Origin of the sequence: Rhodococcoides kroppenstedtii (assembly GCF_900111805.1) — a bacterium.
GTDB lineage: Bacteria > Actinomycetota > Actinomycetes > Mycobacteriales > Mycobacteriaceae > Rhodococcoides > Rhodococcoides kroppenstedtii.
Genome location: NZ_FOJN01000011.1, coordinates 36747 through 62369 on the forward strand (window position 1 = coordinate 36747; position 25623 = coordinate 62369).

Sequence of the window (25623 nt, forward strand, 5' to 3'; positions counted from 1 at the left end):
GACCATGACCACGCTGCTGCGTCGCCACCCGGTGCTGGCCACGACCGATCTGGACGAGGCCCGCACCTCCGTCGGCGAAACCTTCTGTCCGCACGGTCTCACCGTCACCGACCGACGCGGCGCCTTGTCGCTCGTGCACAACGCCGCGTCGGTCGGCTGCATTGGTATCAACTACCTCCGCTACGGCGACGAGGTCCGCATCACCCCGGGCACCTTCGGCTCGTTCTACCTCGTCCAGATCCCGCTCGGCGGTCGCGCTCGGGTGCGCGTCGGCGACACCGACGTGGTGTCGGACCGACGGTTCGCGTCCCTTCCCTCGCCCACCCTGCCCGTCGACATGGTGTGGTCCGCCGATTGCGAGCAACTCCTGGTTCACATTCCGCGCGACGCCGTGCAGTCCGCGGCCGGCACGGACGAACCGGTGGTCTTCCACCCGCTGGTGGATCTGGCCGCGCCGACGGTGGCGAGCTGGATGCGATTGGTGCGCTACGCCTGCGACGAGGTGGACAGCGAATCGGGGCTGCTGCACTCACCCCTGGCCGCCCGACATTTCGAGCAGGTGATGGTCGGCGGCTTGCTGGCCGCTCAGCCCAACACCAGCACGCACGGGCCGCGAGCGGAGGAGACCGTGGTGACCTCGCGGGCGGTCCGGCACACCCTGTTCCTCATCGAGGAGCATCCCGAGAAGTCGTGGCGCGTCGCCGATCTGGCCGCCGAAGCGGGGGTGAGCGCCCGGACGCTCCAGGCGTCCTTCCATCGGGAGCGCGGCACCACCCCGCTCGAGGAGCTGCGCCGCGTCCGGCTGGCCAGAGCCCACGAGGACCTCGTCGCCGGCGGACCCGGCGCGGAGAGCGTCACCGAGGTCGCGGCACGGTGGGGCTTCTTCCACCTCGGCCGGTTCTCGCAGGCCTACCGGGCCGAGTTCGGCGAAAGCCCCTCGCGCACACTGGCGAGCTGACCGCCGAAGCGTTCCGCCCACTCGGGCGGCCAGGCGCACGCCTGCCCGGTGGACCGATCGATGTGCACCACGACGTAGGAGCCCCGGGCGGCAACCACGGCCTCGCGGCCGTCGAACGCCGCACCCCGCACGGTGAAGTCGAATCGCAGGGACGACGATCCGACGCGGGCGACGGAGAGCTCCGTGGTCACCTCCTGCCCGAAATACAGCGGGGCGAGAAAGTCGACCTCGTACCGCACCCGCGGCACCCGCGGGAAATACACCGAGCCGAGGCCCCACTCGCGAACGAGTGCGGCCTCGGCGGATTCGACGAATCGAACGACGGTGCTGTTGTGGTAGATCCCGGCGGCGTCGGTGTCCATCCACTCGACTCGGGACCGGTAGGAGAACGTCACGGCACGTTCCTACCCGACGGGGACGGCCGTTCGCTCCTCGGCCACCGTGTGCTCCCCGGCCACCGTGCGGTCCGGGGTCCACCGCACGTGCGTCGTGTCGTCGGCACCGTCTCGCAGCAGCGACAGCCGCGGGGGCACCTTGTCGGTGCGCGACGTCGGCGGCCGGCGCCGGCCCGCCTTCCACGGCAGCGGCCACGACGCACCCGCCCCCGTCCAGTCCTGTTCGGCCGCCGCGTGCAGCGTCCAGTTGGGGTCGTAGAGATGCGTCCGCCCCAGGGCACAGAAGTCGGCGCGACCCGCCAGGAGAATGGAATTGACGTCGTCGTACGACGAGATCGCCCCGACGGCGATCACCGCCACGCCCGCCTGCGCGGCCACCTCGTGGCGGATCCGATCCGCGAACGGCGTCTGGTACGAGCGTCCGAACGCGGGCGTCTCGTGCTTGATCACCTGACCGGTGGAGACGTCGATCGCGGCGGCGCCGTGCGCGACGAACGCCCGCGCGATCTCCACGGCGTCGGTGACGGTGTTGCCGTCCGGCGCCCAGTCCGTCGCGGACACGCGGACCGTCACCGGGATCGACGACGGGACCGCGGCGCGGACTGCGTCGAACACCTCGAGCGGGAAGCGGAGTCGATTCTCCAGCGACCCACCGTAGGAGTCGGTGCGGTGGTTGGCGATCGGCGAGAGGAACGACGACAGCAGGTAGCCGTGCGCCGCGTGCACCTCGATCAGATCGAAGCCGGCCGCGACGGCCCGCTCGGCCGTGGCGACGAAGTCCCGCACCACGGCGTCGAGATCGGCACGCGTGGCCTCCCGCGGCACGTGGCACCCGTCGCCGTAGGGCAGAGCGGACGGGCCGATCACCTCCCAGTTGCCGTCCTCGAGCGGCTGGTCGATGCCGTCCCACATGAGCTTGGTCGAGCCCTTGCGGCCCGAATGTCCGATCTGCACACCGATCTTCGCGGCGCTGTTCTCGTGGACGAAGCGCGTCACCCGCGCCCACGCGTCCCGCTGCTCGTCGGTCCAGAGGCCGGGGCACCCGGGGGTGATGCGTCCCTCGGGCGAGACGCAGGTCATCTCCGTCATCACCAGTCCCGCGCCGCCGAGCGCCTTCGAGCCCAGGTGCACCAGGTGGAAATCGGACGGCACACCGTCCGTCGCGACGTACATGTCCATGGGCGAGAGCACGATCCGGTTCGCCAGCTCGAGCTCGCCGATCCGGCCCGGGACGAACATGGCGGGGGCGGACGCGACTCCGTTTCCGGCCGCGAACCGCGACTGGACCAGCGCCGCGAAGTCCGCGTCCCGCTCCCGCAGGTTGTCGAACGTGATGCGGCGTGAGCGCGTCAGCAGGTTGAAGACGAATTCCGTGTCCGCCTGATCGGCGTACAGGCCGATGTTCTCGAACCACTCGAGCGACGCCTGCGCCGCGCGCTGCGTGCTCTCGACGACCGGTTTGCGCTCCTCCTGGTAGGCGGCGAGCGCGGTCTCGATGTCGGCGTGCTCGTGGACGCACGCCGCCAGGGCCAGGGCGTCCTCCATCGCGAGCTTCGTCCCGGAGCCGATGGAGAAGTGCGCGGTGTGGGCGGCGTCGCCAAGCAGCACGACGTTGCCGTCGAACCACCGCTCGTTGCGCACCGTGTGGAAGTTCAGCCACTTCGAGTTGTTGGTCAGAATCTCGTGGCCGTCCAGCGTGTCGGCGAAGATCTCACGGATGCGCTCGACCGCGTACTCGTCGGAGACCCCGGGCGGGAAGTGCTCGTGCTCGGTGCGATCCAGACCCGCACGGCGCCAGACGTCCTCGTGCATCTCCACGATGAACGTGGAGCCCTGGTCGGAGTACGGGTACCCGTGGATCTGCATGGTGCCGAACTCGGTGTGGGCGACGATGAACTGGAACGCCTCGAACACCTTGTCGGTGCCGAACCAGATGTACTTGTTGTTCCGGCGGTCGAGGGTGGGCCGGAAGACGTCCTCGTACCGCGTGCGGACCGCGGAGTTCAGTCCGTCGGAAGCGATCACCAGATCGTAGGTCCGCCGCAGCGTGTCCGGATCCGGTGCCTCCGTCGAATACTGCACGGTGACACCGAGATCGGCGACCCGCCGCTGCAGTACCTTCAGCAGTTCCTTGCGGCTCATCGCGGCGAAACCCTGGCCGCCGACGGTGTAGGACCGGCCGTCGACCTCGACGTCGATATCGGTCCATCGAGCGAAGAGTCGCTCCATCTCGTCGTGGACCACCGAGTCCGCGCCCTCGATGCTGCCGAGCGTCTCGTCCGAGAACACGACGCCGAAGCCGAAAGTGTCGTCGGGAGCGTTGCGCTCCCACACGTCGATGCGGTGGGTGGGGTCGAGCTGCTTGGCGAGAGCGGCGAAGTAGAGCCCACCGGGCCCGCCGCCGACGATGGCGATCCTCATGACCGTGCCTCCTGGTCCGCCGGCGCCTCGAGGGCCTGCCGGAGCTTGAAGTGTTGGAGTTTGCCGCTCGAATTGCGCGGCAGGGTGTCGACGAAGCGAATCCGGCGCGGGTACTTGTACGGCGCCAGTTCGGCTTTCACGTGATCCTGGATGGACCGCACCGTCTCCTCGGTGCCCGATACGCCGTCGCGCAGGACGACGAAGGCACTGACGATCGATCCGCGATCCGGGTCCGGCTCGCCCACGACGGCCGCTTCCATCACCGCCGGATGGCCTTCGATGCAGGCCTCCACCTCGGGTGCGCCGATGTTGTACCCGGACGAGACGATCATCGAATCGGTACGGGCGCAGTAGAAGTAGTACCCGTCCTCGTCGCGATAGAACGTGTCCCCGGTGATGTTCCACCCGTTCTCGACGCGCTCGAACTGACGGTCGTCGGCGAGGTACCGGCACCCGACGGGCCCGATCACCGCGAGCCGACCGGGCGTTCCGTCCGGCACCGGCTCGCCGTCGTCGCCCAGGATCGACGCGCGGTACCCGGGCAGCGGCTTGCCGGTGGAGCCGGGGCGAGGCGCGTCGGCCGCCGCCGTCGACAGGAAGATATGCAGCAGTTCGGTGGCCCCGATGCCGTCGATCACCTCGAGGCCGATCTCGTCGCGGATCCGGGTCCACACGCCGGTGGGGATGTGCTCGCCGGCGCTGACGGCGACGCGCAGGCCGGCCAGCCTGGACAATCTGTCGGCCTTGATGATCTGACGGTAAGCGGTGGGCGCGGTGGCCAGCACCGTGACCTTCTCCGACTCCACCAGATCGGCGAGAGCCGGCGGGGTGACGGCGTCGGTCAGCAACGCGCACGCCCCCGCACGCAACGGGAAGACGACCAACATGCCGAGGCCGAAGGTGAACGCGAACGGCGCGGTGCAGGCCACCACGTCGTCGCTGCGCAAGCGCAGACCCCGAGCCCCGAACGTGGCGTCGATGGCCAGGACGTCGCGATGGAAGTGCATGCAGAACTTCGGCGTTCCGGTGCTGCCGGACGTCGGGGCGAGCAGGGCGACGTCGTCCGCCGCCGTCTCGACCGGCACGAAACCCGTGGGCTTACTCGCCGCTCGGGCCACCAGATCGTCGGCGTCCGGTCCACCGACCGGCACCACCACCAGATCGGGAGCGGAGTCGTCACGCACCGTCCGGACGTCGTCGACCGCCCGGTGGTCCACCAGTGCCACCGTGGGGCGCGTCTTCTCGACGATCGGCCCGAGCTCACGCGCTCGAAGGGCGCTCATGACCACGACGGCGACGCCGCCGGCTTCGAGCACCGCCAGCCAACAGGCCACGGCCAGAGGGGTGTTAGAAGATCGGAGGAGAACGCGGTTGCCGGGCTGCAGGTTCAGGTCCTCGGTGAGCACCCGCGCGATCCGATGGGTGTGGTCACGCAGGTCGCCGAGTGTCCACGCGATGCCGTCGGGAGTCCGCAGGGCCGGGCGGTCCGCACCGAAGCGCTCCACGGCGCGCTCGATCAGTTCCGCCCCGGCGTTGAGCCGATCCGGGAACTGCAGCTCGGGCGTGGTGAATTCGAGCGTCGGCCACAGCTCGGCGGGGGGCAGGTTGTCGCGAGCGAAGGTGTCGACGTACGCGCTCGGCGACAGCGCGTCGGGGCCGGTGGTCCCGGTGGGAACGGTCACTGTCGGGTCGGTAGCGATGTCCGTGCTCATGTCACGGCTCCTTCCGAGTCGGGTCGATCATGCCTTCCTGGACGACAGTGGCCAGGTGAATACCGTCCGGGGTGAAGAATCGTCCGAGTCCGACACCGCGACCGGCGTCGGCGGACAGGGCCTCCTGCGTGTAGAGCAGCCACCCGTCGAGATCGCCGGGGGCGGGAGCGCGGTGGAACCACATGGCGTGGTCGAGGCTGGCGGTGACCAGACCCGGCTCGGCCCACGGATGACCGAGAGCGCGCAGGACGGGCTCGAGAATCGTGTAGTCGCAGGCGTACGCCAGGGCCGCGACGTCGCGCTGCGCGTCGGTCAGGCCCGGCACCGGACGCAGTGCGTCGAACGGACGAATCCACAACGCCTGGTGCGGATCCCGTCCCCCGTCGACCTCGAGGTAGATCGGCCCGGGCACGTGGCGCATGTCGACCCCGCGCCCGCCGCTCCAGTACTGCTTGCTCACCTCGGTCATCGACGCGTCGTGGGTCACGGGGCGGTCCGCGAGGTACTGCGCGGACGACGGGAGGTCGTCGGGAGACGGGAGGTCCACGGGGGCGACGCTCGCCGTCGAGCCGCTCTCGCCGCCGGCGGCGAACGAGGCCAGCGCCAGATACGCCGTCTTACCGTTCTGCAGTGCCCGCACCTGCCGCGTGGCGAATCGCCGTCCGTCGCGCACGATCTCGACGTCGTAGTGCACCGGTGCCCCGATGTCGACCGGGCGCAGGAAGTACGAGTGCATGGAGTGCAGCGTCTTGCCGTCGGTGACCGAGCGGAGCGCCGCCGCGGCTGCGGCCGCGACCATGTCGCCGCCGTACGCCTTGGGCCACGGGCACGGTTGCGTCACCGCGGTGAACGCCAGATCCGCCGCGACCGGGTCCGCCGGCGTCAGGGTGATGGCGTCGGTGACGACGGCGGAGGTCGGGGTGGTCCCGGTGACGAGCGGGCCGCTCACGGTGGTCACGGCCGGTCCAGCCAGTTCGGCAGCGACTCGTCGGCGACGGCGGGGAGGTTCACCACGATGTTGTCGGGGGTGCGGGTGGTGAGCCAGTGCAGCGGCTCGGTGCGGGAAAGGTTGCATTCGATGTGGGGCATGAAGGGCGGCACGAAGACCCAGTCGCCTTCGTCCATGTCGATGTAGTCCTGGTAGTCCTCGCCGAAGTAGATGCGGGCGCGGCCCGAGAGGACGTAGCCGCCGGTCTCGGCCTCACCGTGGTGGTGGGCGAGGGAGCGGTAGCCCGGCTCGTTGCTGACCTTGCCGTACCAGATCTTGGTGGCGGGGGTGTGCTGCGGGCCGACGCCGGAGATGCGCGTCGCGCCCTCCGTCTGACCGGTGCGGCCGTCCTCCTCGCCGGCACGGGTGACGACGGGAATCACGCGCCCACCTTCGCTCGCGTACATCGAGTTGTCGCCCTCGAGGATGTAGTAGGTCTGTGCGGTCATGGCTGGTCTCCTTCGGTCGGCGAATTCTGTCGGGTGGTGCGAATGACGTTGCGGAGCAGTCCGATCCCTTCGATCTCCGTCTCGAGGACGTCGCCGTCGGCGAGCCAGCGGGCCGGGTCGCGGGACATGCCCACGCCGCCCGGCGTGCCGGTGAGGATCAGATCCCCCGGCCGCAGCACGGTGAAGGTCGAGGCGTACGCGAGGAGATCGGCACTGTCGAAGACGAGGGTCTTCGTCGAATCCCGTTGCACCTCCTCACCGTTGACCCGGCAGGTGATGGTCAGGCCGGCGGCGGGATCGACTTCGTCGGGAGTGGCGACGACGGGCCCGACGGGCGTGGTCGCGTCCCAGGCCTTGCCCTGGAACCACTGGAGGGTGCGTCGCTGCCAGTCACGCATCGAGATGTCGTTGGCCACGGTGTATCCGAGGATCGCGGCCTCGGCCTCGGCCCGGGAGGCATGCCGAATCGGTCGGCCGACCACCACGGCGAGCTCGGCCTCCCAGTCCACCTGCGCGTCGTCCGGCACGACGATGTCGTCCGTCGGGCCGATCAGCGTGTCGGCGAACTTCGCGAACAGGGTGGGGTACTGCGGGCGATCGCGGCCGGTCTCGGCGATGTGGTCGCCGTAGTTCAGGCCGCAGCAGATCACCTTGGTGGGAGTCGGGACCGGCAGCGTCATGGCGTCTCCCGGTCGATGGGGTCGCGGCGGTTCATGTAGCGAGTTTTGCACGACCGTCGCAAGTACGCAATAGATCGGTTAGGCTCGATCCGACGGCACCCACCGAGACGAAGGATCGACATGACGCACCTGCCCGTGAACCCCGCCGCCCTTCCCGCCCCCAGCGGCTACTCGCACGGCACCCTCGCCGGCAACACCCTCTACCTGGGCGGTCAGACGGCGCTGGACAAGGACATGCGCATCGTTCCCGGCGGCATCGTCGAGCAGTTCCGGCAGGCGTTCGGCAACGTCCTCACCACGCTCGCCGAGGCGGGCGGACAGCCCGAGGACCTCGTCAGCATCACGATCTTCCTCACCGACATCCCCGATTACCAGGCGCACGGCCGGGAGATCGGACGCGTGTGGCGGGAGCTCGCCGGCCCCGTCTACCCCGCGATGGCGGGCATCGGCACCACGGGGCTGTGGCAGCCCGAGGCCCTGATCGAGATCATGGGCACCGCCGTCATTCCCGAGGAGCGGCTGCAGCGGCCCAGCAGCTGAAGATCGCCTCCCGAGCGCAGCTCTCGTCGGCGAGGCCGACAGCAGAACCTCGTCGGCCACGGCGTGAAGGTCCTCATCGATGGTCGGCTGCACTGACACCGGCACCGAACCACTCACGGCCGCCGAGCGACTCTTGTGGCGCCTACCGTTCGCGGCGCGTGCGCACGACCCGCACTCGCGCCAGGGCAAGCAGCGTTGCGACGACGGCACCCGTTGCCGCGCCGATCAGCGGGAAGCTCCACCACGGCAACCACAGCTGGGTCCACCAGTTCGTTGCGTCGCGGAAGAACGGATTCAGTTCGATGAAGCTCGGGCCGGTGAACGCCTCGTTCGCCTCGGCAACCGAGCCCTCGTAGACGACAGAGTCGTTCCGGCCCGTGGCGTAGAACGCCACTCCCAAAGCACCGAGCAGCACCGCTCCGAGGACCGCACCGAACAACGCCGTCCACCCGACCAGCTTCGTCACAGACGCAAGACAATCACGGCGCTGCACCATCGTCCCGCTGCGCTATCGGTTACGGCTCGCGGCTGCAGGTGTGAGAACGAACGGCGCAGCCACGCCGACACCCGCCGCGGTGTCGTCGGGTTCGTCGCCAACGCACTCGTCGTGATCGGCGCGCTCGCCGTCGGCGCTGTCGTCATCCGCGCACTCGTCGCGGGCGCGGCGGTACTCGCGCTGATCGCGGCCGTGTGCCTGTTCGCCATCCCGCTCGCGTTGCTCGGCGGATCGGTCGGCAACGGCAGCAAGGGCACCTACACGCGCCGCCACTACTGACCCTCGCGCCGCCACCCCACCACATGGCGCTTGTCGAACAGGTCCCGTGAGTAGATCGCGGACGCGAGGACCGCAACCACACCGATGCTTACTGCGAACGGCCAGTAGTCGGCCGCCGTATTGCCCGCGAAAAGCACTTGCGTCATGAAAACCATGACCACGGCCGCAACACCGGCACCGGTCGGAACCGCCAACACGACGGCCTGCACCCACCGCGGCGCGGTCGGGGCCAGGACGCGCATCACCGCCCGCACGGCGAGCGCGACGAGAATAGCCGCGCCCCCCCCAGCAACGTGCACACCACGACCACAGTGATCGGCACGCCCGCGAGAACCCAGGCCACGAGTCCCACAAGGTTGAGTCCGTCTTCGGAGATGTCGATGGCGATCACGACGACCCAGGTGGCGATCGTGCAGAACGCCGGCCAGAGCATCGCCTGCACCCGCCAGCTCAGCCCGGTGCGTCGATAGCGAGGGTCGTCGGGGTCGGGCACGCCTTCGAGCCTCCCACGCCGCCGAGCGGTGTCGTCGGTGTTCGACCGTCGGCGAGTGTCACGGTCGAGCGCCATACGACGCGGCAGGCGGCGAGACGACGCGCCCGCCCGGTGAGGTACATACCATCACCCTGCAATCCCTGAAAGTCGGTTACACTTTTGGGCGTGCGGATCGCGGTGATACCCAGCGCCCGAGCGCATGGCATCACCGACAACGAGATCCGCGCCGTGATGCCGTTCTACGTCGCGCGGATCGCGTTGACGCCGCGAATGGTGGGGGCACAGCCGTTTCTCTACATCACACCCGCGGCCGACGGCGAACCCTGGATCGAGGTCATCGCCGACCTCCGCGACCCCGAGGTAGCGGTGGTGTTCCACGCGATGATGCTGCGCCCCGCTCTCGTCGCCAACCTCGAGCTTGACCAGTTCATCACCCCGATCTACAGCCGCCAACGACGATGACGAGGAGAAAGCTCATGGCAGACCCGGTACGCGAAGAGGACTACGGGGCAATGGCCGACGACTACGCCACCACCCCACCCACCTCCGACGAAGTCGTCGCCATCGACGTCAACCCAGCAGCACTGGCCATGGGGCGCCCCCGTGCCGGCGCCGGCAAAGGCCGCAACACGCCGGCCATGTCCGTCCGATTCCCCGCGACCATGCGCGCCGACATCCACCGCCGCGCACAAGCCGACCGCGTCCCCGACGCCGACGTCATCCGACGGGCCGTCGCGGAATACCTCCACCGCCACCCCGTCACCTGAGACGCCACAAAAGTGTCGTTCACCAGGTCACCGGCCACGTACCCGCACCGCACCCGCGGCGGCCGGCGGGTGCTGATGTGACAGGGCGGCCTCGGCTCGGGACACCGTTGCGCGTCGCCGCGGTGACACCGGCCATCGTGGTGGCCCTGCTTCTCTGGGTCTACTTCCGCGACATCGTCGGCAACGGCCTGAACCCGGGTACGTGGTGGTGCATCGAGCACTACGGGTTCCCCGCGAACTTCGACTACATCGCGCACACCGGTGCGGAGCGAATCCGGTCCGGTGTCACCGACTGGTGAAGCTGGACACGGCCGGGGATGACGTTCAAGTTCACCGACGTCGTCACCAAGTCCTCGGTCGAGGTTCGACCACCCGCGTCGCGGAGCGTAGCGGCGGCGGGGCTCTGGCTCGCCCTGGCCGGCGCCACCGCTGTCCTCATCGTTCTGCGGCGGACGCGACGGAGCTGATGTGTCGATCCGATACGGCACCTGCCAAGCGCATCGGGCTGTGCGGCCATCATCGGCACCACATCGTGAGGAGTGCAACGCATGACCGAGAACATGCCGCCCATGCGGCCCGTGCACGACAACGCCCCGGCCGAGACCAAGCGCTCACCGCTGTACTACGCGTACGGGGTGCTCGTCGGACTGGGAGCGTCGACGACCACTTTCTCGTGGTCGTCGGTCGGGCTCTACCCGTTGGCGGGGGCGCTCGTCCTCGTCGGCGCGATCGCATTGGGACGCGAGTTCGTGCAGCGGCGGTCACGCCGCCGAACCGCTGATCGTTGACCGTTTCGGCAGGTGCAGACCCCACGCGGGTCCCCCTGCATCGCAGAATCGCACCATGTCCGCGTAACCGAAGGGTGTTCTACCGTAAGGGAACGTGCCTGCCAGCAGTTCCGCGCGGCGGGACCTCAGATCTGCAATCCGTATCGCCGGCAACTGCACTGAGCGAGAATTGGGATAGACGCTAAACGTATTCTCAAGGTCACTGCGCAACAACTCCAATGTCTCGGCGCCCGGCGACTCGGGGATCGCGTCCAGGATTTGCCCCTTCTCGATGTGCCGCTGCTCCACAGTGACGCGAAAACCGCGAAAGACTCCGTCAGCGTCCGCAGCAGAACGAAACTCGGCGAAGTCCACGTTGGCGGTCGCCAGATTGCTCTCCACATCACCTAACTGATACGAAGCCACGCGGACGGTCGCCGGCGAATCAGCCTGCGAGTCATCGAGATCGACCACCAATACCGGGTGCTCGGGATCGGTTAGCGTAATCCGGTCCGCCAGGAACAGGTACGAGGACGAGTGCGACCGCGCCGCCTGTATTACCTGGCCGGTCGTCGCACCGTCGAAGTCCCGGTCGTCGACTGCGGTGAACGGAGAGGTTCCCGACTCCTTTGCCGGGTCATCTCCGTCTCCGCGAGTCTCGGCCACTACGGCATTCCAGGCGGCGTCGTCACCGAACCAGGTCCTCACGAGAACAGACCCGTCATCCGGTATGTCGTGAGGCATAGTCACGAGCCTAGCGACCCTGCCCCTTCGGAGAAGCCGCAAATGCGGCGCGAAATATGGTGCTCTCCCTCGCGACCCGCGGATCAACAGCTCGACGACTACGGCGTCGGGTGGAACGGTACTCGCCCGTGCACCTCGCGGCGGGTGGCCGCTCGTGGCGGCGGAGGGGTGGTACCGGGCATTGGAACGGAACACAGTCAATTTCCCGAACGGTGGCGGTGCCGGAGGAATTCCGGTGTCGTCGGCTGCAAGGGCCCGTGTGTGATTGGGTGACGCGCATAACGACGCTGATGGCGTGGGCCGCCATCGCAGGTGCGGTGATCGGTCTGGTGTTCCCGGGCGCCGAGCACTTCGCCATGACCGCCGACGATGGGTCCGTCGTCATCTACGAAGGTTCGTACGAACCGCTGTTCGGTGCGGACTTGGCAAGGCCGTCGGATGAGTGGAACCGTGCATTCGAGGATTTACTGAAGTGGTGGAACCAGATGGTTCTCCCCTGGTGGGCGTATCCGCTGATCGGCGCCGCCTCAGCGGCGGTGCTGGCTGCGCCGTTCGCGATCGCCGGTGTACGTGTCGTCCGCGTCCGACGCTGACGACGGGCGATCCCTTGCCGTGACGCTGCGTGGGCCCGCTCCGGTGTGAGGCGTCCTCGACGAGCATCCGAGACGCGAACCCGGCGACCGCAGTGTCGACTTAAGACACTCACTTGGTCTGTGCGGTCGAACGATGCCACGAGGCACCGACTCGAAACAGGCCGCCGACAACGACGCGCACGCCCGTCGGGAGTCGAGGACTGCGCCTGTCAGGTGTTGACGAGACGGCTGACGCGGTGGAATGTCACCCCGAGCAGGGTTGCGATGTCGCGGACGGGAACCCGAGCGGCGGCGAGTTCGCGTGCGAACGTGGCGGTGTCGTCACGGACCTTCGCCTCCTCGACCTCGATACGCTCGCGACGGGCACGAAGGTCGGCCACGCGGGCGGTGAGGTCACCGTCCCCGGCGGTGAGTTCGACGTGCACGTCGATGCTCACCTCGTCGAGTGCGGTGCCGGTCTCGAGGGCCACCAGTTCGCGGGCGGCGGTGTCGACGTCGCCGAGTCGGCGGGCCTGGGTGAGGGCGTCCAGCTCGGGGACGGCGACCATCCACCACTCGCCGTCGCGGGTCACCGACACCGTGTAGGTCGTGCTCACTGCTCTCGCTCCTCCTTCATGGCGGCAGGGCGTGGCGAAAGGCGCACAGTTACCGCGGCGCGGGAGCCTCGTCCACGTACGCGTGCGCCGGCTTCTCCAGCAGCTCCCGGATCGACCCGAAGAGGTCCCTGGCCGCGGCGCCCGGCCACGGGTCGGGGAGCAGGCTCGCGGGCAGGCCCGGATCGCGGTAGGGCAGCCGTCGCCACGCGGTGAGCACGCGCACGTAGTCGGCGAACGCGGAGGCGGGGTCCGCGGCGGGATCCGCAGCACGCCACCGCTCCGCGATCGGGGTGACACGGGAGACGAAGCGTCGATAGGACGAGGCGAGCTCGTCCAGGTTCCACCACTGCCCGACACGGTCGGCGGCCTCACCGGAGATCAGACTGCTGCCGGTGAAGACGTCGGCGTAGCTGTCGAGTCCCGCCCGCGTGAGGACGACGCGGCAGTCCTCGGCCAAGTGGACCGGGGCGATCCACACTCCCGACGTGACGTTGCCGAAACCCATGCCGGACAACCGGGTTCGGAGTGCGTGCCGGTTCTTGCGTTCGCTCTCGGGCACCGAGAACACGACCATGACCCACTCCTCCCCCGTCTCGGGGGGCGGGGTGAAGATGCGGCGATCACCGAGGGCGAGGATCTCACGCGCGACGTCGGACAGCGCGTAGCCGGCGGTGGTGCCCCGCTTCTCGGCCACGAGGATGCCCCGTCGCTTCAGGCGCGAGACGGCCGAGCGCACCGCCTGGGCGTCGACCCCGAGCGGTTCGAGCAGCCGGATCAGCGTGCCGACCCCCACCCAACCGCCGAACTCGCGCACGTAGAGGCCGAACACGGTGACGATGAGGGACCTCGGAGGCGCCCCCTCGGGGCTGCCGTAGGCGCCGTCGATGTCGGCAGCGAGGTCGGTCGCGAGATCGTCGGCGGCGGCGAACTCGGCCTCCGCAGCGCTCTCTCGGACACCGGTCATGCGAACATCGAACCACGCGCGCTCCCGGCAATTACAGTCGGAGTCATGACCGAATCGGGTGCCTACCGCCGGGCGTACGACGCCGCCGCCACCGATCCGGACGCCTTCTGGCTGGACGCCGCGACGGCCGTCGACTGGGACGTTCCGCCCACCCGCGCCCTCGATTCGTCGAGGCCGCCCTTCTACCGCTGGTTCCCGGACGGCCGGCTCAACACCTGCGTCAACGCCCTCGACCGCCACGTCGCCGGTGGTGCCGGTGACCGCGTCGCACTGATCCACGATTCGGCGATGACCGGCACCCGGGCGTCGTACACCTACGCCGAGTTGCTGGACCTCGTCGCCCGCTTCGCCGGCGTGCTGCGCGAGCACGGTGTCGGCACCGGTGACCGCGTGGTGATCTACCTGCCGATGATTCCGGAGGCGGTGATCGCCATGCTGGCGTGCGCCCGCCTGGGCGCCGTGCATTCCGTGGTCTTCGGCGGATTCGCCGCCAAGGAACTCGCCGCCCGTCTCGACGACGCCGCCCCGGTCGCCGTCGTCACCGCCACCGGCGGCCTCGAACCGGGCCGCACCGTCGACTACGTCGAGCCCGTCCGCACCGCGCTGGACCTGTCCACGGCCTCGCCGTCGGCGGTGATCGTGAAGCGTCGCAGCGAGATTCCCGCAGACGTGCCGGCCGACTGGGTGGACTTCGACGACGCCCTCGCCGCCGCGGCGCCCGCCGATCCGGTCTCCGTGGCGGCCACCGATCCGCTCTACGTGCTCTACACCTCCGGCACCACGGGCAAGCCCAAGGGCGTCGTGCGGGACAACGGTGGTCACGCCGTGGCGCTCACGTGGTCGATGCGGGCTATCTACGACATCGGCCCGGGGCAGGTCATGTGGACCGCCAGCGACGTCGGGTGGGTCGTCGGCCACAGCTACATCGTCTACGGCCCGCTGTTCGCCGGGGCGACGACGGTGCTGTACGAGGGCAAGCCCGTCGGCACCCCGGACGCCGGGGCGTTCTGGCGGGTGATCGCCGATCACGGTGTGCGCGTGCTGTTCACGGCTCCGACCGCACTGCGGGCGATCCGCAAGGTCGACCCCGATGCCGCCTTGCTGGCCGACCACGACACCAGCTCGCTCGACGCACTGTTCGTCGCGGGCGAGCGCCTCGACCCGGACACCTTCGCGTGGGCGTCGCGGGTTCTGGACCGACCCGTCGTCGACCACTGGTGGCAGACCGAGACCGGGTGGCCCATCTGCGCGAATCTTCGTGGCCTGGAACCCATGCCGATCAAGGCCGGCTCGCCGACCGTGCCGGTGCCGGGTTTCCGGGTCGCCGTGGTCGACGCATCGGGCGACCCCGTGCCCGCCGGAACCGAGGGATCCATCGTGGTCGAACTCCCCCTGCCGCCCGGCACGCTCACCGGGCTGTGGAACGACGAGAGGCGCTTCGTCGAGTCGTACCTCTCGGCGTTCGACGGGTACTACCTCACCGGCGATTCCGGGCTGATCGACGAGGACGGGTACCTGACCGTCCTCGGCCGCACCGACGACGTCATCAACGTGGCCGGGCACCGATTGTCCACCGGCAGCATCGAAGCCGTCGTCGCCACGCATCCGGCCGTCGCGGAGTGCGCGGTGATCGGCGTGCACGACGAGACCAAGGGGCAGAAGCCATCGGCGTATGTCGTGCTCAAGGCGGGCGCCGACATCACCGAGGACCAGCTGCGGACCGACCTGATCGCGGCCGTCCGGGCGGACATCGGCGCCGTCGCCTCGTTCAAGGACGTCACGGTCGTGGCCGCCCTGCCGAAGACGCGCTCGGGGAAGATCCTCCGCAAGACCATGCGCCAGATGGCCGACGGCGCGGAAGTGGTGGTGCCGTCCACCATCGAGGACGCCTCCGTACTCGACGCCCTCGCCGAGGCGTTCCGCGGACGGGTCTGAATTCTGTGCAGTAATCGGCGTACAGCGCCGATTACTGCACACGATCGGTCGGTACCCTCGGTCGCCATGGACACCTCGTGGTGGGAGCTGCCGGACGTCGTCCCGGTCACCGTGGACGGGGCATCGGTCGCCACCGTGGTGCTCGGCCCGAGCACGGAGGACGCCGCGGGCGACGTGGTGTTATGTCACGGCACCCCGTGGTCCTCGGCGGTGTGGGGAGCGGTCGCCCGTCGCATCGCCCGCACCCACCGGGTGTTCCTCTGGGACATGCCCGGTTACGGCCGATCGACGATGCACCCCGACACCCCGATCGACCTCGCGGCGCAGGGATCGAGACTCGCTGCGCTGCTGGACCACTGGGGGCTCCATCGCCCGCACCTGGTGGCGCACGACGTCGGCGGCGCCGTGGCCCTGCGCGCGCATCTGCTCCACGACCGAGACGCCGCGTCCGTGTTCCTGTGGGACGTGGTGACGCTGGACCCGTGGGGCTCACCGTTCTTCGCGCTCGTCCGCGACCACGTCGACGTGTTCTCCGCCCTTCCCGAGCGACTGCACGGCGCGCTGGTCCGCGAGTACATCGCGGGGGCGGGCGCCCGGCTGACGACGGAGTCGATCGAGCGTCTGGCCGCCCCGTGGCTCGGTGACGCGGGCCGACTCGCCCTCTACCGCCAGATCGGCGCGTTGCGTCCCGAGCACACCCGCCCGGTGGTCGCGCGGCTGGCGGACACGCGGTGCCCGGTGAGCATCGGGTGGGGCGAGGACGATCCGTGGATCCAGGTCGAGCAGGCGCAGCGCCTGGCGGACGCGCTGCCGGGGGATCCGCCGGTGACCATCCTGCCCGGCGTGGGGCACCTCGCCCCGGTCGAGGCGTCCGAGCAGGTGGCCGAGACCCTCCTGGCCCACCTGCGCCGCGTCAGTCCTTGATGGCCGCGAACCGCCGCAGCGCCTCCTCGCGCTCGTGCTTGTGGTCGACGATCGGCTCCGGGTAGTCCTCCGGCCGCCCGTCCTTCAGGGCGTGGACCGCCTTGCCCTCGACGCCGCGCAGTTCGGGCACCCACCGGCGCACGTAGTCACCCTGCGGGTCGAACTTCTCCCCCTGCGTGGTGGGATTGAACACGCGGAAGTACGGCGAGGCGTCGGTGCCCGTGCCCGCCGTCCACTGCCACCCGTGCTGGTTGCTCGCGATGTCACCGTCCATCAGGTGCTGCAGGAAGAATCGCGCCCCGCGCCACCACGGCAGGTGCAGATCCTTGACCAGGAACGACGCGACGATCATGCGTACGCGGTTGTGCATCCAGTTCTCCGACACCAACTGGCGCATCCCGGCGTCGACGATCGGGAAGCCCGTGCGGCCCTCGCACCACGCGTCGAACAACTCGTCCGCGTGCTTGCCGGAGTCCAGTTCGATCTTGTCGAACCGCTTGTCGTAGTTCTCGCGGGCGCTGTCGGGACGCTGGAACAGCACGTCGGCGTAGAAGTCGCGGAAGCACAGCTCGCGCCGATACGGTTCGGCCGCTTTGCCTTTCAGGTCCGCGAGCAACGTTCGCGGGTGGATCATCCCGTACTTGAGGTGCACCGACATGCGGCTGGTGCTGTCGAGATCGGGCCGGTTGCGCTCGTCGCCGTAGCCGCTCGCCCGATCGTCGACGAAGTCCTTCCACGCCGAGAGCGCCTCTTTCTCCCCGATCTCGGCGTCGACGTGATGCTTCTCGCTCGGAACCTTCACGCGCCGAGGCCCTCCCGAGACGTCGTCGGGGTCGATCCACGACGCCGTCGAGGCCGACGTGTCCGCCGGGTCCCGCCAGCCGTGTTCCTGCCACCGCTTGTAGAACGGCGTGAACACCTTGAAGGGGTCGCCGTCGTCCTTGGTGATCCGCCCCGGGGAGACCGTGTACGGCGAGCCGGTGAAGACCAGGTCCACCTTCTCCCCCACCTGCTCGTCCCGACGTCGTCCGTACGGTCCGAAGTCCTCGCTCGCGTGGACGGCCTCGGCCCCGACGGCCTTCGCGACCTTCGGCACCGCCGTCACCGGGTCGCCCTTCACCACCAGCAATCGGCCGTCCAGCGCCTCGTCGAGGGACCCCAGGGCGCGGTAGAGCACGTCGCGGCGCGCGGCGCCGGCGGGGTTCAGCAACGCAGGGTCGAGCACGAACAGCGCCAGCACGTCGCCTCCGGCCTCCGCGGCGTGCGCGAGAGCGGGGTGGTCGCCCAACCGAAGGTCGCGGCGAAACCACAGGACGGTGGGCGCGGTGCTCATGATCGGAGTTCGTACCCGAAATCCCCGCGCGACGAACACGGCAGAATGGCCCCGTGCCCGATTCCGCCACCGTTCTCGTCGTCGACGACGACGCCGACGTCCTCGCCTCCCTCGAACGCGGACTCCGCCTCAGCGGGTTCACGGTGATCACCGCCCCGGACGGCGCCGTGGCACTCGACCTGGTCGAGGCGCGGCGACCCGACGTGGTGGTCCTGGACATGAACATGCCGGTGCTCGACGGCAGCGGGGTGGTCTCCGCGCTGCGCGCCCGGGGCAACGAGGTGCCGGTGTGCGTGCTCAGCGCGCGCAGTTCGGTCGACGATCGGATCGCCGGGCTCGAGGCGGGTGCGGACGACTATCTGACCAAGCCGTTCGTTCTCGCCGAACTCGTCGCCCGCATCAACGCGATGCTCCGGCGCCGGACGGTTCCGGCCGAGGAGCCCGACGGCGCCGTCGTCGTCGGACCGCTCACCGTGGACGAACCGGGTCATCGCGCGATCATCGCCGGTCGCACCCTCGACCTGACCAAGCGGGAGTTCGAGCTGCTCGCCGTGCTCGCCCGCAACCACGGCGTCGTCCTCAGTCGCGAGCGCCTGCTGGAACTCGTCTGGGGCTACGACTTCGTGGCCGACACCAACGTCGTCGACGTCTTCGTCGGCTATCTGCGCCGCAAGATGGAGGCGGACGGCACGCCGCGCGTCCTGCACACGGTCCGCGGCGTGGGGTTCGTGCTGCGGCCCGGAGCATGAGGCGCGCCTTCTCGCTGCGCGCCCGTGTGGCGGCGGCGACCGCCCTCGGGGCGATCATCATCGTCTCGCTCATCGGCTGGTACGTGGCCGCGGCGATCTCCCGGAACAACGTGCTCCAGCTGGACCGGCGGCTGGAACTGGCGTCCGACGTCGTCGTGCCGCGAGCGCAGACGTTCGAGATGTTCCTCGGCTTCCTCGGGGAGTCCGAGGCGTTCGGGATCACCATCCGGCAGAACGGCACCGTCCGGGCGAGCACGCAACCGGAGCTGCCGGCACTCGGGCCCGGATCGACGACGGTGGACGTCGACGGGGTGCCGTTCCGCGTCTACACCGCCGACGTCCCCACCCGCGCGGGCGCGACGGTCTCGATCGCGGTGCCCCTGTCGGAGGCCCAAGACATCACGGACGACCAGCAGTGGCAGGTGCTGCGGGCCGGCGTCCTCGCCGTCGGCGCGTCGACCGTGCTGGGCTGGTTGCTCGGCGGCCGCGCCGTGCGGCCGCTGATGCGGCTGACCCGCGACGTCGCGCGCGAACCTCCCGTCCCGCCGCGGCGGTCCACCGGGGTGCGGGAAGCGGACGAGCTCGCCGCCGCCGTGGCGGACATGCTTCAGCGCGTGGAGGACGCCCGCGCGCGCACCGAGAGCGCCCTCGAGACGGCCCGTGACTTCGCGGCGGTGTCGGCACACGAACTGCGGACGCCGCTGACGGCCATGCGCACCGACATCGAGGTCCTGCGCACCCTCGATCTCTCCGACGAGCAGCGGCAGGAGATCCTGGCCGACCTGCAGCGCACCCAGGGACGCGTGGAGACGACGCTCGGAGCGCTGGAGAAGCTGGCCTCCGGCGAATTGACGACGGCGGCCGAGCGCGTCCCGATGGACGCCGTGGACGTGGCCGATCTGGTGGCGCGGGACGCGGCCCGCTCGGTGCCCGGCGTCGCGGTGCGGGTGGAGGCGACGGAACCCGTTCCGCTGCACGGCCATCCGGCCGGTCTGCGGCTGGCCCTGGACAACGCCGTGCGCAACGCGGCCCGTCACGGCCGAGCGAGCACGGTGGTGATCGGCGTCGAGCGCACGTCGACCGGTGCACGGATCGTGGTCGACGACGACGGCACGGGCATCCCGGAGGCCGAACGGGAGCGCGTGTTCGGCCGCTTCGAGCGGGGCGCGGGAGCGGCGCCGGGCGGCTCGGGACTGGGGCTGGCCCTGGTGGCCCAGCAGGCTCACCTGCACGGCGGAACCGCACGAATGGAGGAGAGCCCGCTGGGCGGGGCACGCGTGGTGCTCGAGGTCGGTGAGGACCCCGGGTCGATCAGGCGTTCAGCAGATCGATGACGAAGACGAGCGTCTTGCCGGACAGCCGGTGGCCGGCGCCGGCGGGACCGTAGGCGAGCTCCGGCGGGATGGTCAGCCGGCGACGGCCGCCGACCTTCATGCCGGGAATGCCGTCCTGCCACCCCTGGATCAGACCGCGCAGCGGGAAGGTGATGGACTCGCCGCGGTTCCAGGACGAATCGAACTCCTCGCCGGTGTCGAACTCGACGCCCACGTAGTGGACCTCGACGGTGCCGCCGGGCTTCGCCTCCGCACCGTCGCCGACGGTGATGTCCTCGACCACGAGATCGGTGGGCGGCGGGCCGGGCTGGAACTCGATCTCGGGCTTGGTCACGACATTCTCCTCGTCTGACCGGGCGGGCGCCCGATCGCGAACTACGGTGTTCGTACCGAATCACCCTAACGCGGTTGTCGTCAGCCGATCGGCGACGGCATGCGTTCGACCGTGTAACCGCAGGTCGAGCGGCGGTCCAGGACCGGATCGTGCAGCTCGACGCGCCACGACGAGGCGAACTGCTCGACCCCCGGCGCCATCTGCACGGTGCCGGACAACAGGACGGTGCCGGCGCGGAAGAGATCGCGCTCGGCGAGCGCGTCCAGCCAGTGGTCGGGCGTCAGCAGGTCCGCGAGCGACGCGTCCTGGATCAGGACGTCGTCCGCCCACGCGCGCAGTGTGATGCGGTCGAGATGGTCCGCGACCTCGGTGAGTTTCCACGCCGTCTCGCCGAGGACGTCGGGCGAGGCGTTCTTGCTCCACGCCACCCCGTGCACCTCGAGCTCGCGGTCGGTGTGATCGCACGCCACGGTCAGCAGGACGTCGTCCCGAGTGTCGCCGGTGACGATCAGCGCCCACTCCGCCTCGCCGGACGTGCGCCCGTGCTGGACCGCCACCGACGACGTCTGCTGCGCCAGGTAAGGCGAGACGGGGTAGAGCGCCGGCGTGGTGGTGGGAGCGGGCACACCGAGCTCCGCCAGTTCGGCGATGTGGGCGGCCACCTCCTCCTGGTTCCGGCCGGCGTATCCGGCGTTGAGAAGGGCGTGGACCTCGACCGTCCGGGTACTGCCGTCGGGCAGAGCGAAGGTGAGGGTGGTGGCGTCGGTCATGAGCGGTCTCCGTTCAGGTGCTGTCAGAGCTGGAATCTCGTGGAAACTCTGTGTTTCGTCTGCGCCCGGGGCTTGCGCATACGTTCTGTATACAGCAAGTATATGACCTACGACACCCCGAAAGGAACTCCATGGACGCCACCACGCACGACGGAAGGCAGACAGCGCGGCCCGACCGCAAGTCCCTGACCAAGGCTTTCGCGGCCAGCCTGACCGGTACGGCCCTCGAGTGGTACGACTTCGCGGTCTACTCGGCCTCCGCCGCGTTGATCTTCCCGATCATTTTCTTCCCCGAGTCCGACCCGCTCACGGGAACCCTGCTCGCGTTCTCCACCTACGCCGTCGGCTACGTCGCACGCCCCGTCGGTGGGTTCGTGTTCGGCCGACTCGGCGACGTCATCGGACGCAAACAGCTGCTGGTGATCACGCTGCTGCTCATCGGCGTCACGACGTTCCTCATCGGACTCCTTCCCGGCTACGCCAGCATCGGCGTCGCCGCGCCGATCATCCTGGTGCTGCTGCGCTTCGCCCAGGGTGTCGCCGTCGGCGGCGAATGGGGCGGCGCCGTCCTGCTGTCCAGCGAGTACGGCAATCCTCGGCGCCGCGGATTCTGGTCCTCGGCCGCTCAGATCGGCCCGCCCGCCGGCAACCTCATGGCCAACGGCGCTCTCGCCGGCCTCACGTTCGCCCTCACCGAGGAGCAGTTCGAGTCCTGGGGCTGGCGCGTGGCGTTCCTGTTCTCCGCGGTGCTGGTCGGCTTCGGACTCTGGATCCGCCTCAAGCTCGAGGACACCCCCGTCTTCAAGGCCATCCAGGAGAGCGGCGACCGGCCCGAGGCGCCGATCACCGAGGTCTTCCGCACGCAGACCCGTCCGTTGATCGCGGCGATCCTCTCCCGCATCGCGCCCGACGTGATCTACGCGCTCTTCACCGTCTTCTCCATCACCTACGGCGTGTCCAAGCTCGGGTTCGTCCGCAGCGAGGTGCTGACGGCCATCCTCATCGGCTCCGCCTTCCAGCTCGTCACCATCCCGCTGGCCGGTGCCGTCAGCGACGTGATCAACCGCCGGCTGGTCTACGCCGTGGCGGCCGTCGGCGGCGTCGTGTGGGTCGCCGTGTTCTTCCTGCTCATCGGCGGCAGCTCGTTCGGCATGCTCGTGCTCGGCGTGGTGGTGGGGCTGACGTTCCACTCCTTCATGTACGGGCCGCAGGCGGCCTTCGTCACCGAACAGTTCTCGCTGCGGCTGCGCTCGACGGGTGCGTCGCTGGCCTACACCATCGCCGGAGTCTTCGGCGGCGCGATCGCACCGCTGATGTTCACGTTCCTGTTGGACCGCTTCGACAGCTGGGTCCCGGTGTTCTCCTACATCGTGGTGACCGGCGCCCTCACCGTGCTGGGCCTGATTCTCGGGCGCGGACCCGACCCGGTCGAGGAGGAGCAGTACGTCGCGCGGAACCTCACCCCCGCAACAGAATCCGCGTCGTGACCGTCAGGTGTGCATCGATCGCCTCCGCCACCGCGGCGCCATCGCCGGCGCGGAGCGCGTCGACGATGGCCCGGTGCTCGGTGCACACCTGATGCTTTCGGTCCGGAGCGCCGAACAACGCCGACAGACCGGCTCGCAGCTGCCGCGCGCGCAGTCCGGCGTACGTGTGGGAGAGCAGTTCGCTGCCCGCGGCGTCGATGAGGTGTTGATGGAACGCGCCGTCGAGGGCGATGAACGTGCGGGCATGATCCTCGGCGGCACCCTCGCTCAGCGCCTCCTGCTGGTCGAGGGTGTCCGACATCCGTTCCACCGGAACGCTTCCCGCCGTCAGACACAGATCGGCCGCGTGCCGTTCGAGCACACCGCGCAGATCCATCAGCTCCCCGATCTGACGGCCGGACATCGGCGGGACGTACGCCCCGCGGCCGCGGACCATCTCGATCAGCCCCTCGGACACGAGCAGCAGGAGCGCCTCGCGCACCGGCGTCCGCGAGACGCCGATCTGCGACGCCAGCTCACCCTCGTTGAGAAACGTCCCCGTCGCGGCCGGCGACGACAACACCTGGTCGCGCAGGTAGGCGTACGCGCGCTCGCGGCCCGACAGTTCGTGCATACAGTATGTATACCCGAGCATCCACCACCCGTGGTCGGTCGTCGACCGTCCGTCCCCACGTCAGGAGTGTTCCATGAAGATCCGTCTCGCTCAGGTCACCACGTCGCGTGACCCGAAGGAGAACCTCGACATCGTCCGCGACGCGGTGCGCAGCGCGGCCGACGCCGGGGCCCGACTGTGCGTGCTCCCCGAGGCGACCATGCGCCGCTTCGGTGGGTCCATCGTCGACGTCGCCGAGCCTCTCGACGGACCGTGGGCGAGCGCGGTGCGCGCGGCCGCCGACGAGGCCGGCATCACCGTGGTGGCGGGCATGTTCACCCCCGCCGCCGACCACGGTGACGGCGAATCGGGTGCCGCCGAGCGGGTCCGCAACACCCTCCTGATCACCGGCGGCGGCGTCGAGGCCTCCTACGACAAGATCCACCTCTTCGACGCCTTCGGATTCGCCGAATCCGACACCGTCGCACCGGGATCGGATCCCGTGGTGGTCGACGTCGACGGCGTCGGCGTCGGCTTCGCGACGTGCTACGACATCCGGTTCCCCGGCCTCTTCCAGACCCTCGCCGATCGCGGCGCCCAGCTGATCGTCGTCCCGGCGTCGTGGGGTCGCGGACCCGGCAAGGTCGACCAGTGGACGTTGCTCGCCCGCGCCCGCGCGCTGGACTCGACGACGTTCGTCGCCGCGTGCGGCCAGGCCGACCCGGCGGCGTCGGGCATCGAGATCACCGGCACCGCCCCCGTCGGGATCGGGCATTCGATGGTGGTCTCCCCCACCGGGGAGATCCTCGACGAGCTCACCGACGCGCCCGGCGAGCTGACGATCGACCTCGACGTCACCGACCTCGAGGCCGTGCGCCGGAACCTCCCCGTCCTCGCGAACCGCGTCTTCTGACCCACCGCACACGGACAAGGGGGCACCGGCCGAAGCCGGTGCCCCCTTGTCCGTGTCGCGCGTGGTGTCAGCTGCGCCCGTCGATGCCCTCGTAGGCACGCTCGGTGTAGCCGGTGTAGATCTGACGCGGACGGCCGATCTTGCCGTTCGGGTCCTGGTGCATCTCCTGCCAGTGCGCGATCCAGCCGGGCAGGCGGCCCAGCGCGAACAGCACCGTGAACATGCGCTCCGGGAAGCCCATCGCGCGGTAGATCAGACCGGTGTAGAAGTCGACGTTCGGGTACAGCTTGCGCTCGACGAAGTAGTCGTCGTTCAGGGCGACCTCTTCGAGCTTCATCGCGATGTCGAGCAGCTCGTCACCGGAACCCAGCTTCTCGAGGATCGAGTGCGCGGTCTTGCGAACGATGGCCGCACGCGGGTCGTAGTTCTTGTAGACGCGGTGGCCGAAGCCCATGAGCTTGACCCCCGCCTCCTTGTTCTTCACCCGGTTCAGGAAGTCGGCGCTGTCGCCGCCCTCGCCCTGGATGCGGTAGAGCATCTCGAGCACGGCCTGGTTGGCGCCACCGTGCAGCGGACCCCACAGCGCGTTGATGCCGCCCGAGATGGACGTGAACAGGTTGGCGTCCGAGGACCCCACCAGGCGCACCGTCGACGTCGAACAGTTCTGCTCGTGGTCGGCGTGCAGGATCAGCAGCATGTCGAGGGCCTTGACCAGCTCCGGATCGGCCTCGTACGGCTCGGCCGGGAAGCCGAACGTCATGCGCAGGAAGTTCTCGACGTAGCTCTTGGAGTTGTCCGGGTACAGGAACGGCTGACCCACCGACTTCTTGTACGCGTACGCCGCGATGGTCGGCAGCTTGGCCAGCAGACGGATGGTCGAGAGCTCGACCTGCTCGGGATCGTCCGGGTCCAGCGAATCCTGGTAGTACGCCGACAGGGCGTTGACCGCCGAGGACACCACCGGCATGGGGTGCGCGTTGCGCGGGAAGCCGTCGAAGAACCGCTTGAGGTCCTCGTGCAGCAGCGTGTGCCGACGGATGCGGTCGGTGAACGCGTCCAGCTGCTCGGTGGTGGGGAGCTCGCCGTAGATCAGCAGGTAGCTGACCTCGATGAACGAGGACTTCTCCGCCAGCTGCTCGATCGGGTACCCGCGGTAGCGCAGGATGCCCTCGGCACCGTCGATGTACGTGATCGCCGACTTGGTGGACGCGGTGTTGACGAACCCGCCGTCCAGCGTCGTGTATCCCGTGTTCGCGAGCAGCTTGCCCAGCTCGATACCGTCGTTGCCTTCGGTGGCTCGCGCGATGGTCATCTCGTGTTCGCCACCGGGGTAGATCAGCTTGGCGGTGGCGGCGTTGTCGGCATTCTCAGCGGGCACGAAGGGTCCCTCTCGAGCTCGGTGGTAACGGA

The 25623-nt window shown here is 69.4% G+C and carries 32 protein-coding genes; 15 read left to right on the forward strand and 17 right to left on the reverse strand.

The annotated features are described in order from the left end of the window. Positions 1-4 precede the first annotated feature (4 nt). A complete protein-coding gene (locus tag BMZ18_RS13170; RefSeq protein WP_068365248.1) occupies positions 5-958 on the forward strand; it encodes an AraC family transcriptional regulator in 954 nt (317 codons plus the stop codon). Here BMZ18_RS13170 and BMZ18_RS13175 read toward each other — a convergent pair. From BMZ18_RS13175 to BMZ18_RS13200, 6 genes are read right to left on the reverse strand one after another with little or no spacing between them, the layout of a single operon-like run. Beyond that, positions 910-1353: an acyl-CoA thioesterase gene (locus tag BMZ18_RS13175; RefSeq protein ID WP_068102841.1), complete on the reverse strand. Its 444-nt coding sequence runs from the start codon at positions 1351-1353 to the stop codon at positions 910-912. The genes BMZ18_RS13170 and BMZ18_RS13175 overlap by 49 nt on opposite strands. Before the next feature lie 9 nt (positions 1354-1362). Next, a complete protein-coding gene (locus BMZ18_RS13180; RefSeq protein WP_068365251.1) occupies positions 1363-3774 on the reverse strand; it encodes a bifunctional salicylyl-CoA 5-hydroxylase/oxidoreductase in 2412 nt (803 codons plus the stop codon). Continuing rightward, positions 3771-5486 carry an AMP-binding protein gene (locus BMZ18_RS13185; protein WP_082895152.1) on the reverse strand — a complete coding sequence of 572 codons (1716 nt, stop codon included), beginning with the start codon at positions 5484-5486 and terminating at the stop codon, positions 3771-3773. Before BMZ18_RS13185 ends, BMZ18_RS13180 begins: the two co-directional genes overlap by 4 nt. Before the next feature lies 1 nt (position 5487). Next, positions 5488-6444, reverse strand: a complete 957-nt coding sequence (locus BMZ18_RS13190; protein WP_169817747.1) for an acyl-CoA thioesterase — start codon at positions 6442-6444, stop codon at positions 5488-5490. Further along, positions 6441-6881: a cupin domain-containing protein gene (locus tag BMZ18_RS13195; protein WP_211267504.1), complete on the reverse strand. Its 441-nt coding sequence runs from the start codon at positions 6879-6881 to the stop codon at positions 6441-6443. The genes BMZ18_RS13190 and BMZ18_RS13195 overlap by 4 nt, the downstream gene beginning before the upstream one ends. A 38-nt stretch (positions 6882-6919) precedes the next feature. Beyond that, positions 6920-7603: a fumarylacetoacetate hydrolase family protein gene (locus tag BMZ18_RS13200; protein WP_082895153.1), complete on the reverse strand. Its 684-nt coding sequence runs from the start codon at positions 7601-7603 to the stop codon at positions 6920-6922. A gap of 120 nt (positions 7604-7723) precedes the next feature. On the opposite strand from BMZ18_RS13200, the gene BMZ18_RS13205 reads away from it, so the two are divergent. Continuing rightward, the gene (locus BMZ18_RS13205; protein ID WP_068365257.1) at positions 7724-8143 is read left to right on the forward strand and encodes a RidA family protein; all 420 of its coding nucleotides are present in this window, start codon (positions 7724-7726) and stop codon (positions 8141-8143) included. Between the two features lie 142 nt (positions 8144-8285). Here the strand turns inward: BMZ18_RS13205 and BMZ18_RS13210 are convergent, their stop codons facing one another. Beyond that, positions 8286-8609, reverse strand: a complete 324-nt coding sequence (locus tag BMZ18_RS13210; RefSeq protein WP_068365260.1) for a hypothetical protein — start codon at positions 8607-8609, stop codon at positions 8286-8288. Positions 8610-8750: 141 nt separating this feature from the next. On the opposite strand from BMZ18_RS13210, the gene BMZ18_RS19750 reads away from it, so the two are divergent. Then, complete coding sequence (locus BMZ18_RS19750; RefSeq protein ID WP_156511643.1) at positions 8751-8918, forward strand: ARID/BRIGHT DNA-binding domain-containing protein; 168 nt, start codon at positions 8751-8753, stop codon at positions 8916-8918. Here the strand turns inward: BMZ18_RS19750 and BMZ18_RS19755 are convergent. Continuing rightward, on the reverse strand, positions 8912-9064 hold the full coding sequence (locus tag BMZ18_RS19755) for a hypothetical protein (protein ID WP_170851490.1): 153 nt from the start codon (positions 9062-9064) through the stop codon (positions 8912-8914). The two genes, BMZ18_RS19750 and BMZ18_RS19755, sit on opposite strands and share 7 nt — an antisense overlap. A gap of 95 nt (positions 9065-9159) precedes the next feature. Next, positions 9160-9411 (reverse strand): hypothetical protein, encoded by a 252-nt coding sequence (locus BMZ18_RS13220; RefSeq protein ID WP_139203972.1) that lies wholly within the window; start codon positions 9409-9411, stop codon positions 9160-9162. A 165-nt stretch (positions 9412-9576) separates the two neighbouring features. On the opposite strand from BMZ18_RS13220, the gene BMZ18_RS13225 reads away from it, so the two are divergent. From BMZ18_RS13225 to BMZ18_RS13235, 5 genes are all read left to right on the forward strand, one after another. After that, entirely contained in the window at positions 9577-9873 is a 297-nt protein-coding gene (locus BMZ18_RS13225) for a hypothetical protein (protein ID WP_068365269.1), read from the forward strand. Positions 9874-9887: 14 nt separating this feature from the next. Further along, on the forward strand, positions 9888-10178 hold the full coding sequence (locus BMZ18_RS13230) for a hypothetical protein (RefSeq protein WP_068365272.1): 291 nt from the start codon (positions 9888-9890) through the stop codon (positions 10176-10178). A gap of 122 nt (positions 10179-10300) precedes the next feature. Then, entirely contained in the window at positions 10301-10477 is a 177-nt protein-coding gene (locus BMZ18_RS19760) for a hypothetical protein (RefSeq protein ID WP_156511645.1), read from the forward strand. Positions 10478-10495: 18 nt separating this feature from the next. Then, positions 10496-10645, forward strand: a complete 150-nt coding sequence (locus BMZ18_RS19765) for a hypothetical protein (RefSeq protein ID WP_156511646.1) — start codon at positions 10496-10498, stop codon at positions 10643-10645. Between the two features lie 81 nt (positions 10646-10726). Continuing rightward, entirely contained in the window at positions 10727-10966 is a 240-nt protein-coding gene (locus BMZ18_RS13235) for a hypothetical protein (RefSeq protein WP_068365275.1), read from the forward strand. Here BMZ18_RS13235 and BMZ18_RS13240 read toward each other — a convergent pair. Continuing rightward, positions 10940-11653, reverse strand: coding sequence for a DUF6924 domain-containing protein (locus BMZ18_RS13240; RefSeq protein ID WP_068365278.1), 714 nt, complete (start codon positions 11651-11653; stop codon positions 10940-10942). The genes BMZ18_RS13235 and BMZ18_RS13240 overlap by 27 nt on opposite strands. Positions 11654-11979: 326 nt before the next feature. On the opposite strand from BMZ18_RS13240, the gene BMZ18_RS13245 reads away from it, so the two are divergent. After that, positions 11980-12282: a hypothetical protein gene (locus BMZ18_RS13245; RefSeq protein ID WP_068365281.1), complete on the forward strand. Its 303-nt coding sequence runs from the start codon at positions 11980-11982 to the stop codon at positions 12280-12282. 209 nt (positions 12283-12491) lie between these two features. On the opposite strand, the gene BMZ18_RS13250 is transcribed toward BMZ18_RS13245, so the two are convergent. Together BMZ18_RS13250 and BMZ18_RS13255 are read right to left on the reverse strand one after the other, a co-directional pair. Next, positions 12492-12878 carry a HicB family toxin-antitoxin system gene (locus tag BMZ18_RS13250; RefSeq protein ID WP_082895154.1) on the reverse strand — a complete coding sequence of 129 codons (387 nt, stop codon included), beginning with the start codon at positions 12876-12878 and terminating at the stop codon, positions 12492-12494. Positions 12879-12927: 49 nt separating this feature from the next. Continuing rightward, entirely contained in the window at positions 12928-13842 is a 915-nt protein-coding gene (locus BMZ18_RS13255) for a PaaX family transcriptional regulator (protein ID WP_068365284.1), read from the reverse strand. 45 nt (positions 13843-13887) lie between these two features. Here BMZ18_RS13255 and BMZ18_RS13260 point away from each other — a divergent pair, with 45 nt between their 5' ends. Together BMZ18_RS13260 and BMZ18_RS13265 are read left to right on the forward strand one after the other, a co-directional pair. After that, positions 13888-15777, forward strand: coding sequence for an AMP-binding protein (locus BMZ18_RS13260; RefSeq protein ID WP_068365287.1), 1890 nt, complete (start codon positions 13888-13890; stop codon positions 15775-15777). A gap of 66 nt (positions 15778-15843) precedes the next feature. Then, positions 15844-16701: an alpha/beta fold hydrolase gene (locus tag BMZ18_RS13265; protein ID WP_068365290.1), complete on the forward strand. Its 858-nt coding sequence runs from the start codon at positions 15844-15846 to the stop codon at positions 16699-16701. Here the strand turns inward: BMZ18_RS13265 and BMZ18_RS13270 are convergent. Continuing rightward, positions 16691-18034: a cryptochrome/photolyase family protein gene (locus BMZ18_RS13270; protein ID WP_068365293.1), complete on the reverse strand. Its 1344-nt coding sequence runs from the start codon at positions 18032-18034 to the stop codon at positions 16691-16693. The two genes, BMZ18_RS13265 and BMZ18_RS13270, sit on opposite strands and share 11 nt — an antisense overlap. Before the next feature lie 53 nt (positions 18035-18087). Here BMZ18_RS13270 and BMZ18_RS13275 point away from each other — a divergent pair, with 53 nt between their 5' ends. Both BMZ18_RS13275 and BMZ18_RS13280 read left to right on the forward strand, forming a co-directional pair. Continuing rightward, positions 18088-18783 carry a response regulator transcription factor gene (locus tag BMZ18_RS13275; protein ID WP_068102868.1) on the forward strand — a complete coding sequence of 232 codons (696 nt, stop codon included), beginning with the start codon at positions 18088-18090 and terminating at the stop codon, positions 18781-18783. After that, entirely contained in the window at positions 18780-20117 is a 1338-nt protein-coding gene (locus BMZ18_RS13280) for a sensor histidine kinase (protein WP_082895155.1), read from the forward strand. The genes BMZ18_RS13275 and BMZ18_RS13280 overlap by 4 nt, the downstream gene beginning before the upstream one ends. On the opposite strand, the gene BMZ18_RS13285 is transcribed toward BMZ18_RS13280, so the two are convergent. Together BMZ18_RS13285 and BMZ18_RS13290 are read right to left on the reverse strand one after the other, a co-directional pair. After that, the gene (locus BMZ18_RS13285; RefSeq protein ID WP_068102869.1) at positions 20095-20451 is read right to left on the reverse strand and encodes an FKBP-type peptidyl-prolyl cis-trans isomerase; all 357 of its coding nucleotides are present in this window, start codon (positions 20449-20451) and stop codon (positions 20095-20097) included. The genes BMZ18_RS13280 and BMZ18_RS13285 overlap by 23 nt on opposite strands. An 80-nt stretch (positions 20452-20531) precedes the next feature. After that, positions 20532-21221 carry a DUF2848 domain-containing protein gene (locus tag BMZ18_RS13290; protein WP_068102871.1) on the reverse strand — a complete coding sequence of 230 codons (690 nt, stop codon included), beginning with the start codon at positions 21219-21221 and terminating at the stop codon, positions 20532-20534. A gap of 131 nt (positions 21222-21352) precedes the next feature. Here BMZ18_RS13290 and BMZ18_RS13295 point away from each other — a divergent pair, with 131 nt between their 5' ends. Continuing rightward, entirely contained in the window at positions 21353-22708 is a 1356-nt protein-coding gene (locus BMZ18_RS13295; protein WP_068365296.1) for an MFS transporter, read from the forward strand. Here BMZ18_RS13295 and BMZ18_RS13300 read toward each other — a convergent pair. After that, the gene (locus tag BMZ18_RS13300; protein ID WP_068365299.1) at positions 22680-23321 is read right to left on the reverse strand and encodes a GntR family transcriptional regulator; all 642 of its coding nucleotides are present in this window, start codon (positions 23319-23321) and stop codon (positions 22680-22682) included. The genes BMZ18_RS13295 and BMZ18_RS13300 overlap by 29 nt on opposite strands. A gap of 73 nt (positions 23322-23394) precedes the next feature. Here BMZ18_RS13300 and BMZ18_RS13305 point away from each other — a divergent pair, with 73 nt between their 5' ends. Beyond that, positions 23395-24213 (forward strand): carbon-nitrogen hydrolase family protein, encoded by an 819-nt coding sequence (locus BMZ18_RS13305; protein WP_068365302.1) that lies wholly within the window; start codon positions 23395-23397, stop codon positions 24211-24213. A 67-nt stretch (positions 24214-24280) separates the two neighbouring features. On the opposite strand, the gene BMZ18_RS13310 is transcribed toward BMZ18_RS13305, so the two are convergent. Next, complete coding sequence (locus tag BMZ18_RS13310; protein ID WP_074922243.1) at positions 24281-25591, reverse strand: citrate synthase; 1311 nt, start codon at positions 25589-25591, stop codon at positions 24281-24283. Positions 25592-25623: the final 32 nt, after the last annotated feature.

Coding starts and splice junctions, on each gene's coding strand:
- BMZ18_RS19765 (WP_156511646.1), top strand. CDS start 10,496: ATGACGTTCAAGTTCACCGACGTCGTCACCAAGTCCTCGGTCGAGGTT.
- BMZ18_RS13200 (WP_082895153.1), bottom strand. CDS start 7,603: ATGACGCTGCCGGTCCCGACTCCCACCAAGGTGATCTGCTGCGGCCTG.
- BMZ18_RS19755 (WP_170851490.1), bottom strand. CDS start 9,064: ATGACGCAAGTGCTTTTCGCGGGCAATACGGCGGCCGACTACTGGCCG.
- BMZ18_RS13265 (WP_068365290.1), top strand. CDS start 15,844: ATGGACACCTCGTGGTGGGAGCTGCCGGACGTCGTCCCGGTCACCGTG.
- BMZ18_RS13245 (WP_068365281.1), top strand. CDS start 11,980: ATGGCGTGGGCCGCCATCGCAGGTGCGGTGATCGGTCTGGTGTTCCCG.
- BMZ18_RS13305 (WP_068365302.1), top strand. CDS start 23,395: ATGAAGATCCGTCTCGCTCAGGTCACCACGTCGCGTGACCCGAAGGAG.
- BMZ18_RS13280 (WP_082895155.1), top strand. CDS start 18,780: ATGAGGCGCGCCTTCTCGCTGCGCGCCCGTGTGGCGGCGGCGACCGCC.
- BMZ18_RS13300 (WP_068365299.1), bottom strand. CDS start 23,321: ATGCACGAACTGTCGGGCCGCGAGCGCGCGTACGCCTACCTGCGCGAC.
- BMZ18_RS13230 (WP_068365272.1), top strand. CDS start 9,888: ATGGCAGACCCGGTACGCGAAGAGGACTACGGGGCAATGGCCGACGAC.
- BMZ18_RS13235 (WP_068365275.1), top strand. CDS start 10,727: ATGACCGAGAACATGCCGCCCATGCGGCCCGTGCACGACAACGCCCCG.
- BMZ18_RS13180 (WP_068365251.1), bottom strand. CDS start 3,774: ATGAGGATCGCCATCGTCGGCGGCGGGCCCGGTGGGCTCTACTTCGCC.
- BMZ18_RS13255 (WP_068365284.1), bottom strand. CDS start 13,842: ATGACCGGTGTCCGAGAGAGCGCTGCGGAGGCCGAGTTCGCCGCCGCC.
- BMZ18_RS13205 (WP_068365257.1), top strand. CDS start 7,724: ATGACGCACCTGCCCGTGAACCCCGCCGCCCTTCCCGCCCCCAGCGGC.
- BMZ18_RS13260 (WP_068365287.1), top strand. CDS start 13,888: ATGACCGAATCGGGTGCCTACCGCCGGGCGTACGACGCCGCCGCCACC.
- BMZ18_RS13290 (WP_068102871.1), bottom strand. CDS start 21,221: ATGACCGACGCCACCACCCTCACCTTCGCTCTGCCCGACGGCAGTACC.
- BMZ18_RS13270 (WP_068365293.1), bottom strand. CDS start 18,034: ATGAGCACCGCGCCCACCGTCCTGTGGTTTCGCCGCGACCTTCGGTTG.
- BMZ18_RS13195 (WP_211267504.1), bottom strand. CDS start 6,881: ATGTACGCGAGCGAAGGTGGGCGCGTGATTCCCGTCGTCACCCGTGCC.
- BMZ18_RS13185 (WP_082895152.1), bottom strand. CDS start 5,486: ATGAGCACGGACATCGCTACCGACCCGACAGTGACCGTTCCCACCGGG.
- BMZ18_RS13170 (WP_068365248.1), top strand. CDS start 5: ATGACCACGCTGCTGCGTCGCCACCCGGTGCTGGCCACGACCGATCTG.
- BMZ18_RS13295 (WP_068365296.1), top strand. CDS start 21,353: ATGGACGCCACCACGCACGACGGAAGGCAGACAGCGCGGCCCGACCGC.